The following is a 12,072-nucleotide window of genomic DNA, read 5'->3' as shown; positions in this document are numbered from 1 at the left end:
ATCTGCGCGGTTAAGCGAGATTATGCTGCCTGCGCTGCAGGAAATGCCAGGTTGCGCCCAGCATGCCGGAGTCGTTGCCGTAGGTCGCAGTATCAATCGGGATATCAAGATCATATTTTGCCAGCTGCTCAGCCAGTTCACTGAGGAATGGCTCACGCCCGGTCATTCCCCCACCGATAAATATCATCTCCGGATCGAACACGCTGAACAGGTTATATAAGCAGGCCGCCAGATCCTGGTAGAATTTATTGACCACCTGCTGCGCGGCTTCTTCATTGCGGTCATAAGCGTCAAAGACATCTTTACCACTGACGTCGTCGGTGGGCCGACCGGTGAGCTGGCTGTAATTCTCCCGCAGTGCCGTCATGGTACAGCTCTGGCTCATGGTGTGGCGTTCAATATTGCTGCTGGTGGGACGCGACGTCAGCAGGCACCCAAACTCGCCCGCCCTGTTTCGGTTACCCCGGATCAGCGCGCCGTTGCAAAATGCCGCTCCGCCTAAGCCGGTGCCGATAGTCAACATCAGAAAATCATTGCGTTTTTTCGCTTTTCCCAGCCATTGCTCCGCCAGCAGGGCACAGTGTGCATCGTTTTCGACTGTGGCAGGCAGCGCGGTTTTTTCTGTCAGCCACTGGCTCAGATGATACTGGTCAAAGTCACGAATGGTGCCACCCATCGCAATATATCCGGCTTTTGCATCAACATAACCGGGCGTGCTGACGGCAATGCCTGCACAGCCGGGATTTTTCTCAAGCCATTGCAGGATTTCATCAAGTATTTTGTCGCGTGAGTTATGGGAAATATCCGCACTGTCACTGCACAGAATGGTCCCCTGTTCATCAATCACGCCCATTTTTAAAGAGGTACCACCAATATCGAAAGCTGCAATTTTCATCAACGTTCTCTGAGGTTGTTTTCATTCGATTAATTGTAGTGCTGAAAGAAAAGGGCAGGCGTCGGGAGGACGGCATTTTTTGTCAGGGAAGGTACAGATTTATAAAGCTATTGCAAAAGGGTAGCCTCTGGAATTATCCAGCGAAGCGTCATGTTCCGGAGAGTTGAACCCTGCGCGGCCAGTGTGGCTGGTGGCGCAGGTTGAGTCGTCACTAAGACGTCATTGCCACTTACGAAGCAGCAGGCTGGCGTTGACGCCACCAAAGCCGAAACCGTTCGACATGGCATAGGTCAGTTCGGCCGGGCGTGCATTGAGCGCCACCAGGTCAAGATTGCCTGCAGCGTCATCGGGATGATGAAGGTTCAGCGTCGGCGGGATAAGCTGCTGACGCAGTGCCATCAGGGTGAATATCGCCTCAACGCCGCCCGCTGCACCCAGCAGATGGCCGGTGGCAGATTTGGTTGACGAGATCGCGACCTGTGAATTATCGCCAAATACAGCCTGGATAGCGGCCAGTTCGCCGTGATCGCCAACCTGTGTCGAGGTCGCATGAGCATTAATGTGCTGGACGTCGTCCGCGCTGATACCCGCCTGGCGCAGAGCAGTTCTCATTGCCCGCGCAGCACCACTGCCATCTTCCGGACCTGCGGTAAGATGGTAAGCATCGGCACTGGTACCATAACCAATAATCTCCGCCAGTGGCGTCGCACCCCGTGCCTGGGCATGGGCCAGCGACTCAATCACCAGCAAACCAGCACCTTCGGCCATCACAAAGCCGTTTCTGTCGCGATCAAACGGACGTGAGGCGTGATGCGGGTGATCCTCATAGCCTGCGCACAGGGCACGCGCTGCCGCGAAACAGCCCAGCGTCACGCGATCCAGCGCTGCTTCAGTCCCGCCACAAATCGCAATGTCCGCTTCACCGCTTCTGATTAATCTTGCTGCATCACCAATGGCTTGTACGCCTGCGGCACAGGCTGTAACAGGTGCCCCCAGCGGACCGGTAAAACCGTATTTAATCGAGACATGACCGGCGGCCATATTGGCCAGAAACGACGGGGCAGTGAAGGGCGAGAGTCTGCGCGGACCGCGCGCATCCGTGGTGCGTACGGCGTCAGCAATAGCGCCAAAACCACCAACGCCGGAGGCAATAATGGTGGCAGTGCGTTCACGCGCGCCCTCATCTTCAGGATGCCAGCCCGCCTGAGTCAGGGCTTCTTCTGCTGCAAGCAGCGCAAATTCAATAAATCGCGACATTTTTTTACGCTCTTTCGGCGCAATGAACGACTCCGGGTCATATCCCGCCAGCGGGTCTTCATCAATACCGGGCACACAGCCACCTACTGAAATACCGGTGCCGGCAGTGAGCGTGTCGGGCAGAACGTGGATACCGGACTCACCCGCCGTTAATCGCGCCCAGACGTTTTCAACGCCACAACCTAACGGCGAAACGATGCCCGTGCCGGTAATGACGATGCGTTGTGATGAGGATGATTCACTCATGTAGTTGCTCCCGTAAGCTGTCCGGTCAGCGATTGACATGCTGACGCGGATAGTTGAAACGCGCCTGAAGCGCAAATAGCGAGGCCCTGCACAGGGTAGTGCGCTGTGCGAGCGCAGAGATGAAACATCGCAGAATGAGATAAGTGCAGCAGCATCAGAATCCAGCGTGATGAAAAAACAAGTTGCTATAGTTAATCTTGTGACTAATTAAGTCAATAGTCACGGCGTGCGCATCGCTCAGGGTGCAAGGCTACGTAATACCAGGGCGGCCAGTTGTGCAGAGGCTTCTTCCGCGTCATCGAGGCTGTACTGCAGCAATAACGGATTGGCGTAGGGTTTGATCACCCGATAGATGGCCTCTGCCGCTTCGTCAGCGGGGGTTTTACGTTCAAATTCACCCGCTTCACGCCCGCGACGCAGAATCTGCTGAATCAGGCTAAGCAGTCGCTCTTCATGTGCCCTGGCTGAGGGCCAGCGATCGCGCGACGCCACGGCGGCAATGTCATAAAGTTTGCGTTCGTGAAAAAAGAGTTCAGTGCCGGTGACGGTAAGCGTCCGAAACAGCCGCCGCAGCTGTTCCGATGCGCCAGGTGCATCGCAGATTGCGACGTCCACGCGCTGCATCATCATCGCCAGCCGGGTAGAACAGATCACCTCCCCTATCGCCTGTTTGGATTCAAAAAATTTATAAATATAGGCTTTTGAAAAGCCGATTGCGCGGGCAAGGTCAGAGACGGTGGTTTTTTCATAGCCGTAGTGCGCGAAGTGCTGCATGGCTGCATCAACAATCTGGTCACGAATGTTGTGCCCGGCCGGGCCGCGTGTGCCATTTTCCGTTACGGATTGGGTCATTGTTATCGCCTGATAATCGGAGTGGGTGAACAATTAAGTGACTACTGTTATAAGTAGTCACATTTTATGCCCTGTTGCTGGCAAAATCCATGATTTGCGGCGGATGAAGAGTGCTGATGGTCGTTAACCTGCACATTCAGCATGCCGCTGGCGTCGCGGCTGAAATGTGATTGCTAAAAGCGCTGATAATGCAGCCACTTTCGCAGATGACAGGGCGCAGACGAGTCGTTCCAGGGCGTAAAGCCAGAGACATCAACCCAGTGCCTGCCTGAAAGCCACATTTTAGTGCCAATGTAAATTCACCACGGTGAGTTAACTGATTCAGGTCTCTTTAGTGCTTCTTTAAATAAGCTGAATTATACTGTCGCGAATCAGCGTAAATTCAGTGATTTCTTAATGATTTATATTATCGATGAACAGATTACCTACAATTCAGATGACTGTACGCTGAGCCATCTTCCTACTCAGGAAACGCTGAGTCTGAGTATTTCATCGGGTCGGCTATTTGAGCAGTTACTTAATTCTGACGGTGAAATACTGTCGCGCGATACTCTGTTGACCGAAGTCTGGGATAAATATGGTCTGCGCGGATCAAACAGCAATCTGAATCAGTATCTGAGTATTCTGCGCAGAGCACTTGCAGCTTATGGCTGTGAAAACCTGATCATCACCATTCCGAAAATCGGCATTCGACTCAATACTGACATCAAAATAGAACGCGAATCGTCTCCGGCTTTTGTTGCGACGCCGGTTCAGGTTGATGACATGCCCGCAGAGCAGGTCGTGTCTGTCGCGGAGGGGCAGATCGTGCAACCGGCTCCCGTTATCGCAGAGCCTGTTGTTGAAAAATCTGCTCTAATCCTCAGACAGGCCCTGTTCGCCCTGATCATGCTGGTGTTGCTGGGAAGTGCTTTCTGGTATTTCACTGCACGTCAGCCTGCTGAAAAGAGCGCCTCTATGAACAACATTAAACTGGAAGGCGGCTGTGAAGCGGTTATTATTCCGGGATTAGATGTGTTTGAACGAAAGTCACTGGAGAAGCAAATTCTTGAAATGCTAAAAGAGAATAATCAATCCTGTTTACCGGGACGACGCATCTTTTTCGATAAAAACACGGCATTCACAACAAAAGATTATGGCAGGACCATTCTTTCTGTATGTAACCTGAACAGCAGTGGTCATATCGTTTCCTGCGACAACTTCTACTATCTTGACTGGAGAATGTTTTGAAACGGAAAGCCACTTTCACGCTGACGATAACGCTGGCTATGCTCTTGCTGGTGACCTTTGCAGGAATTAACTATTTTAAACCCAGTGAAAATGATCTGCCTTTCCGTTGCTCAGCGTTCAACCGCTACGATCTTAGTCGCAATGACAATAAAAAGATTGAGTTTGCTGTTTCCCAGGATCTGCGTTTTATTAATTCTGATTCGGGGTATCTGTTACTGAATGGACAGGTGACTTTTGGTGATCAGGTCACAACGGTTAATCGACGTATTGCGCTTAGTGCCGGTAATAAAATTGATAGTGACACTTACCGCTACAAAATAAGAACGATTATTACTTCGGCTAACGATACGACGCAGGATGCCGTATTTAATCTGCTGCTGGCTGAGATCACTCTTGATCCTGGTTATCTTCAGCTGGATATTACTCAGGTCGATAAAAAAGCGTATCTGGTTGGCGGGCCACTCTCCTATCTTTTCACCTGTCAGCGTTACTAAACGCAGTAACTGATAGCTTAAACGCAGACCGGAAGAGCACGTACTCTTCCGGTCTGTTTTATCTGTGATTGCCGGTTACCAGGTACGGAAGCTTTTCAGAGTATCAGAGAAAAGCTGAATGTCTGTATCTGTTATGATGCTCGCTTTTGACAGAGAGAAAATCAATATATCTTCCATGTTAAGCGTGAATACGGCTTGTTTTTGATAAAGACGAAGATTATCTGGCCGCAGAAAGTCATAAGTGATCATAATACCCGTCGTCAGGTTATTCCCTAAAGCCACGGGCTGATGAGCTTCCTGTTGCCAGTCTTTCATCTGTTTTTGCAGGATAGCGAGCTGGCTAAGAATATACTCTTCCGGATTGTTATGGTTGCCTAACTTATCACGGGAAATAGTGATGGGTGGCAGAGCAGATCGTGTATCAGCCAGGGTGTTCAGTGTTCGCTCGCAATAGCCTTCCGGCAGGGTGATTGTGCCTTCAGTGAAGCGGCAAATAGTCTTATCCATGGGTCATCTCCGTTTAATTATGGCTTTCTGCCTGCCCAAATAACTGCTCTGCGGTGACTTCGCTGAGCTTACCGTTATTTAACAGGACGATTTTATCGGCACTTCGTATAGTTTCCGGGCGGTGTGCAATGATGATTCGGGTAATCTTCATCTGCTTAATTGCGTTGTTGATCTGCGCTTCGTTATAGATATCCAGATGACTGGTGGCCTCATCCAGCACCAGGATTTGTGGATCGCGATAGAGCGCGCGCGCCAGCAGGATACGTTGCAACTGGCCCCCCGATAAAAACGAGCCCATATCGCCTACCAGGCTTTGATAATTCATCGGCATTTTCATGATATCGCCATGAATCTGAGCCACACGGGCCACGCGGGTAATCTTTGCGTGGTCGGGCTCGTTGTCAAAGAAGCTAATGTTCTCGCTGATTGAGCCTGAAAAGAGAATGTCATCCTGCATTACGCAGCCGATGCGATTACGATGATGTTCAAGTCCCGTCTGAGTGATGTCCATGCCACCCACGGTGATCGTGCCTTCTTCCGGGTGCAGCAGGCCAAGAATAATTTTGGCCATCGTCGTTTTGCCCTGGCCGGATGGCCCCACGATGGCAAGACTCTCACCTGCTTTAATCTCCAGATTGGCACCATCGACAACCCAGGGTTCAGTCGGCGCATAGCGAAAACGGATATTGATAAGCTTGATATCCTGCGGTACGTCTGGCTCATTGTCGGTTTCCTTACCTGTCAGACCAGGATTGCCCTCAGAACTGGCTTCGGTTTCAGAAAGAACAATATCGGCCAGGCGTTCACCATGCATTCTCAGCATACGGAAATCGATGATGGCATTGATCAGACCCGAACCACGACTCATGAATTGATCGGAAAAGCTGATAAAGGCGGTCAGCATACCGGCAGAGAAATTGCCATCCAGGACCTGCAGCGCAGCAAGCCAGACCAGCACCACCCGACCCACTGAGGTCAGCAATCCCTGAGCCGAACCAAACAGGATATTGAGCTTCTGTAACACGATGCCTTTATTGGTGGTATCCACCAGAAAGTTCATGTAAGCCGAGAGTCGGGGCACCTGTTTATTATTTGTTTTGACCGCCTGGATCCCGCGCAGCGTTTCAAGCAGAGAAGATTGGGTTCGGGCCGAGCTGATGATTTGTTCCTCATTAGCGCGGCGAACCGGATCGTAGGCCATGAAGCGCAGCAGTGCATAGGCGAGAAAAAGTCCAATGACCAGCCACGCCAGTTGCGCGTTATAAATGAAAAGCATGACGACCGTGACGATTGACATGACACCGTCCAGTACGGTGCTGATAAAACGGGATGTCAGCGTACTTTGAATCGTATTAAGCGAACCGTAACGAGAGAGAATGTCTCCGACGTGGCGTGACTCGAACCATTCCAGCGGCAGCTTTAACATATGATGGCAGACGTTTACGGTCCACTGCACACTCAGCTGGCTCGAGAACCAGCTCATGACCCACGAGCGCAGGGCTGTGACGATAGTCTGAAACAGGGCGATCATGATAAAGCCCACACCGAGCAACGACAGCAAAGAGTAGTCAGCCGAAACGAGCACCATATCCATAACCCACTGCATAAAGAAGGGGCCGAGGACGCCGAAAAGCTCCAGTGCGATTGAGAGGATAAGCACCTGAGCAAAGGCAGACTTTACGCCAGTCACGCTGCCCACCAGCTTCATCATGGAGATGCTTTCTTTCTCTTCTTTTACTTCAAAGGTGGAAGAGGGAACCAACTCCAGCGCGACGCCGGTGAAGGCAGTCGATGCTTCTTTAAATGTCAGTTCTCTGATCCCGCGCGCAGGATCGTGAAGAGTAATTTTATTGCCACGTACTTTCTTCAATACCACAAAGTGGTTCAGTTCCCAGTGCAGAATGCAGGGCATGCGCAGTTTAGACAGCTCTTCCATTTCCACTCGCAGTGCGCGGGAAGTCATGTTGAGTTGTTGTGCCATAGCGATGACATCAGCCAGTGTGGCGCCTTTGAGTGATGTGGCGAACTGGCGACGTAACGTGATCATGTCGATCTGATGACCATGATAATTAGCCACCATGCCAAGACAAGCCAGCCCGCATTCCGTTGCCTGTGACTGACGAATCATCGGTAAGCGGTTAAACCATTTAAAATTGAGTTTCTCTAATAACAACACAGAACAGACCTTCTAAATCAGAGAGAAATTTTGTGTCCCAGCGCGAAAATCGGCTCCAGTACCCATTCATAGAGACGACGTTTGTCGACAATAAAGTCGGCATCCAGCGCCATACCTGGCTTAAGTTTTTCATTCTGCGAATAAGCAGAAATAGTTTGTTTATCCAGAGAGACCAGTACCCGGTACTGCTGTTCCTGAATATTGTTTTTACCGGTTAAGGTGGTGACTTCCTGAGGAGAGAGGGCCGTTCGCGAGACCTCGAGCACCCTGCCATATTGCTGACCAAATTTTTGGTAGGGGAAGGCCTTATAACGCAGCACGACACGCTGACCTGGCTGGATAAAGCCAATGGATTGCGTGTTGACCATGATGCGGGCAACAAGATTGGTGTTATTGGGCAGAATCGCGACGGCCGACTGGCCAGCGTTCAGCATCTGACCATTTTTAACCATGATCAAGCCGACATAACCACTTTTCGGCGCACGAAGCTCAATGGATCGGCGCGCTTCATTTTCTGCCAGTGATTGACGGTTATCTGCCAGTTGACGTTCGATATCGTTACGTTTTTTCTCATCATCCAGCGGCTTTTCATGCAGTTGCTGCTCAGCCTGAACAATTTTTTGCGACGTATCCAGCAGCTGACGCTGGTACTCCTGGTAACGCGCCTGGCTGTCGAGAAGATTTGATTCCTGCTCTTCCAGTTGACGGTTTGAGGCATACCCCTCCAGGTGCATTGCGTTGAGTTTATCCAGTTGCAGTTTTGCTAACGCCACCTGTTTGCGACGGTGTGTTAGCTGTAGTTTCAGCTGTTCCCGCTGAAGTTTCAGACTGGCGATGGTGTCGGATAACCCTTTCATTTCGACGTCATGCAATTTGGCTAGTGTCTGAAGATCCTGCTGAAGTCGTTCCCGCTGACCCACCAGATTTTCGGCGATAACCTGACGAGTCTGTCCTATCTGCGTGGAGACTTCTGACGACAACACCATAAGCACATCATCTTTTTTGACCCGCTGTCCCTCTTTAACCGGAATATCCACCACTGTTGCGCTAACAGGAGGCGGAACGATTAACATGCCATTTTCAGGCAGCAGTTCACCGGTAGAGGATTCATATTTGGTGTAGCTGCCAAATATGAAAAAGAGGGCAGTAACAGCAGTAATAAAAATCACCACGGAAATAACAAGCCAGCGATAGGGTGGACAATAAAGTGCCACGATGCCCAGGTTACCCCGGTTAGCGGCATCAAGTGCCTCCTGGCGGAAGAGTGACTGTTCCATTTATTGATTCATCATGATTAAAGGATTAACGGCACTGAAAGAATTTCAGCATGTCGGGTGATAACGATCCGGTGCTTTGTGCCAGATTGATCAGGGCGTTGAGATAACTTAAACGGGCTTCAGCCTGGTCTTTGAGTGCGGCGTAATATTTTTGCTGGGCATCCAGTTCGTCGTTAACCGTGCGGAAGCCCATTTCCCGTCCATACCGGACCGACACAACTTTTTCACGTGCTGAGTCGACCGCATTCTTCTGAGCACTGATTAAGGCTTTGCCATTGGTCAGGCTCAGCCATGCAGAGCGGGTATCGGTTGCTGCTTTGCGTTGCGCTTCCATCGTGGAATATTTTGCCGCCTGACGACGATAGGCCGCTTCAAAAGATTGTGAAACCTGACTGCCGCCAGCAAACAACGGAACAGATACGTTTACGCCGTACTGCAGGTTATTACTCTTTGAGTTCGTCCCAAAAATCGCGTCATACAGGATATTGTCGTCGTCGTCGTTACGGCTCCAGTTCTTGCCATATCGCGCATAGAGTGAAACCACTGGCATGTGCGCGCCATCAGCTGCCAGCACATCTGCGTCTGCCTGATCAGTCTGAAACAAGGCAATCTTAATATCGCTGTTACGTTGCTGGCTGGCATTGATTGCCTCAGTCAGAGAAGAATAGGGCGATGCTTTAAGACACTGGAAATTAACTGGCTCTATACTGTCCGGGCTGATACCGGATAAACGCCGAAATGCCTCTCCTGCCAGCAACAGTTGATTACCGGCCTCTATTTCCTTAGCTTGTGCAAGCGCGAAGTTAGCCTTTGCCTCATCCAGTTCCGTACGGGTATTCTGCCCATTGATTAGACCGGTCTGAAGTTTTTGCTGTTGTTGGTTAAAATTATGGCTGGCGGCTTTTGCTGCCTGCAAAACTTCCTGCTGATATAGCACCGTAAAATAAGCATTGCTGATGGAATTAAGTAACTTCTCTTCAGCCTGTTTTGCCTGTGCCTCAGCCGTGTTGGCAATAGCAACACCTTTACGCCATCCGGCATATTTACTCATATCAAACAGCGGCTGTCGGACGCTAAGATCGTAACTATGGTTAGTTACCCCACTCTGATATTTTTTATCAGGCTGTTCCTGACGATCCCAGTTTCCTTCCAGTGTTAATGTTGGCAGCATTCCAGCCATACCCTGCCAGTATTTTTGTTTATCTGCAGCACTGGTCATTTGGCTGGATTGTAATGCAGAGTCATAGGTCAATGCAGCCTGAGCAGCTTGCTCGAGGCTGGTTGCCAATGTGCAAAATGGAGCACAGGTTAGTGCCAGCAATGCAATGTTCAGATTATGGGATTTCATGATTTTCGCTATATATAAAAATCTTTGTGCAAGGGGGTTAAATGAGTTTCTGTGCAAAAACATACTTAATCAAATCTGTATTTGATTGCAGTTGAAGCTTACGCATGGCGTTATATTTCTGTGTTGCAACAGTGCTTATGCTGCGTTTACGCGCTTTTGCTATGTCCATCAGGCTATATCCAATGGCGAATAAGCGAATGACCTCTACTTCTGATGGCGATAAAAGTGCCGGATCTGCGGGTGCAGAAAACACAATTTTTTTCATCTGCTCTGAGTAGTATATTCCTGAATTAGATGAGCAAACCCAATTGAATGCCTTGACTAAATCACGAATGTCATCTCGTTTGTGCACAATGGCATTAACCGGGATTCGTAATAACCCTTTCAAAATAGCCTGGCTGTTTTGTGCAGTGAAAATAATAATTTTTAAGTTCTGATTTTGTTTATGTATCTGCTCTATTTTCCGTACTCCATTGACATCATTACCCTCCAGATTAAAGCAAAAGTCCGTTATTAATATGTCTGGGGCATCCTCTTTGAGGATAGGAAGTAAATTATCGCATTCAACCGGATAAGCAAAAATATCAAGTTCTAAAAACTCGTTTATGAGTATGTTTTGAATGGAGTGAAGAATAAATGGACTTTCATCAGACACACCAAGTCTAAGCTTGTTTTCTTTCCCGAATTTATACACAGACAATCCTTTTCTGTAGATAAAATTTGAAGAAGGGCTCTGCAGAGCCCTGCTAATTACTGGTAACTAAGCGTGTATGTCGCTACCGCATTTGCTGTGCCAGGATTTATTTTCGCTGCTGTCTGATAATAACGCGCATAGAGGGGCACCGTGATTAAAGCAGATGAGAGTGGGTAACTCGCAATGTTAAACGGTGTTGCGAGTGCAATTGGTTGCTGATTTTCATTAAGAATTTGTACCCCGACACCACTGGCCGTCGAAGTTGTATTAAGCGCGACCACGCCAGCCTCTGAGAGTCCACTGGACGCATCACCATCGAGCTGCATCATAACGTCAAATGTCCCTGATAGCAGAGCCTCACAGTTCAGCCGAATATTAAACGCTGTCGTAGCGCTGGTCTGGCCTATTCCTGAGCCTAAGCCACTGCTGGGGTTGGTGGTGTAGCTGCCCAATGGTACTGGTAGATTGGTATTACCCGCGACTGAGCAGGTCTGATCTTTTACAGTGAAACCTGTTTTGATATTGGTGAAGTTAAAGGTCTCATCGGTACCTTTTACTAACGAACCAACATCAAATGGGTTCACATAGCTTTTGAGGTAAGTCGATGGCGTCATAGTATTGGATGTCTTTACAATTTGATAAGGTACGTTCAGAGAGACCTCCGTATAGGCACCGATGGTTCCACCGCTGGTTAAAGCATATGTGCTAATCTTTATACCGGTTGGAATACTTGCTACTTCGGTACCCATCTCACCACCATAGCCGGTATAGAGTGTTAATCCATAGCCGAGAGCATTCTCTGGTATCGCCTTACGTTTAAAATAAACTTCGCCGATCAACCCAGCTGCATACTGCTGCAAATTGCTCAGCGCGCATTGGAAGTTAGCCGTTGCTGTGCCGCTATAAACAATTGTGCCCACCGGCACAGCGGCTGAAATGTTGATGCCTAATGATTTCACGTCAATCAACGAACGCGTGGTCGTCATTTTACACGTCAATGTCACATCGGTTGATGTGCCCGCAGCATTAACGTTAAAAATAGTCATCAGCATCAGACTTATTGTTAATAAAACAGAGCCAGTGAGTCGCATTATTT

General features: G+C 49.4%; 11 protein-coding genes. 2 read left to right on the top strand and 9 right to left on the bottom strand.

Translation table 11 applies throughout. The features are described 5' to 3' along the window. Positions 1–10: 10 nt before the first annotated feature. The 3 genes from HZZ01_RS19520 to HZZ01_RS19510 form a co-directional block, all read right to left on the bottom strand. Entirely contained in the window at positions 11–895 is an 885-nt protein-coding gene (locus HZZ01_RS19520; RefSeq protein ID WP_179899097.1) for an ROK family protein, read from the bottom strand. A 219-nt stretch (positions 896–1,114) separates the two neighbouring features. Continuing rightward, the gene (gene fabF / locus HZZ01_RS19515; protein WP_179899096.1) at positions 1,115–2,398 is read right to left on the bottom strand and encodes a beta-ketoacyl-ACP synthase II; all 1,284 of its coding nucleotides are present in this window, start codon (positions 2,396–2,398) and stop codon (positions 1,115–1,117) included. A 237-nt stretch (positions 2,399–2,635) separates the two neighbouring features. Continuing rightward, positions 2,636–3,250 carry a TetR/AcrR family transcriptional regulator gene (locus HZZ01_RS19510; RefSeq protein WP_179899095.1) on the bottom strand — a complete coding sequence of 205 codons (615 nt, stop codon included), beginning with the start codon at positions 3,248–3,250 and terminating at the stop codon, positions 2,636–2,638. 396 nt (positions 3,251–3,646) lie between these two features. Here HZZ01_RS19510 and HZZ01_RS19505 point away from each other — a divergent pair, with 396 nt between their 5' ends. Together HZZ01_RS19505 and HZZ01_RS19500 are read left to right on the top strand one after the other, a co-directional pair. Then, on the top strand, positions 3,647–4,480 hold the full coding sequence (locus tag HZZ01_RS19505) for a transcriptional regulator (protein ID WP_179899094.1): 834 nt from the start codon (positions 3,647–3,649) through the stop codon (positions 4,478–4,480). Continuing rightward, entirely contained in the window at positions 4,477–4,974 is a 498-nt protein-coding gene (locus HZZ01_RS19500) for a FidL-like protein (protein WP_179899093.1), read from the top strand. Before HZZ01_RS19505 ends, HZZ01_RS19500 begins: the two co-directional genes overlap by 4 nt. Before the next feature lie 75 nt (positions 4,975–5,049). Here HZZ01_RS19500 and HZZ01_RS19495 read toward each other — a convergent pair whose 3' ends face one another. The 6 genes from HZZ01_RS19495 to HZZ01_RS19470 are packed head-to-tail and all read right to left on the bottom strand — an operon-like array spanning position 5,050 to position 12,067. Continuing rightward, a complete protein-coding gene (locus HZZ01_RS19495) occupies positions 5,050–5,481 on the bottom strand; it encodes a DcrB-related protein (protein WP_179899092.1) in 432 nt (143 codons plus the stop codon). 13 nt (positions 5,482–5,494) lie between these two features. Further along, positions 5,495–7,657 (bottom strand): peptidase domain-containing ABC transporter, encoded by a 2,163-nt coding sequence (locus HZZ01_RS19490; RefSeq protein WP_179899091.1) that lies wholly within the window; start codon positions 7,655–7,657, stop codon positions 5,495–5,497. 17 nt (positions 7,658–7,674) lie between these two features. Continuing rightward, positions 7,675–8,934 carry an HlyD family secretion protein gene (locus tag HZZ01_RS19485; protein ID WP_179899090.1) on the bottom strand — a complete coding sequence of 420 codons (1,260 nt, stop codon included), beginning with the start codon at positions 8,932–8,934 and terminating at the stop codon, positions 7,675–7,677. A gap of 25 nt (positions 8,935–8,959) precedes the next feature. Beyond that, a complete protein-coding gene (locus HZZ01_RS19480) occupies positions 8,960–10,282 on the bottom strand; it encodes a TolC family outer membrane protein (protein ID WP_179899089.1) in 1,323 nt (440 codons plus the stop codon). Positions 10,283–10,319: 37 nt separating this feature from the next. Beyond that, on the bottom strand, positions 10,320–10,976 hold the full coding sequence (locus HZZ01_RS19475; protein WP_179899088.1) for a response regulator transcription factor: 657 nt from the start codon (positions 10,974–10,976) through the stop codon (positions 10,320–10,322). A 56-nt stretch (positions 10,977–11,032) separates the two neighbouring features. Then, positions 11,033–12,067 (bottom strand): fimbrial protein, encoded by a 1,035-nt coding sequence (locus HZZ01_RS19470; RefSeq protein WP_255434360.1) that lies wholly within the window; start codon positions 12,065–12,067, stop codon positions 11,033–11,035. Between the last annotated feature and the right edge of the window lie 5 nt (positions 12,068–12,072).

Source organism: Pantoea sp. WMus005, assembly GCF_013415305.1.
In the GTDB taxonomy this organism is placed as follows: Bacteria; Pseudomonadota; Gammaproteobacteria; order Enterobacterales; family Enterobacteriaceae; genus Pantoea; species Pantoea rara.
The sequence above is the reverse complement of the archived record's forward strand: the minus strand, read 5'-3'. Positions and strand labels throughout refer to the sequence as shown.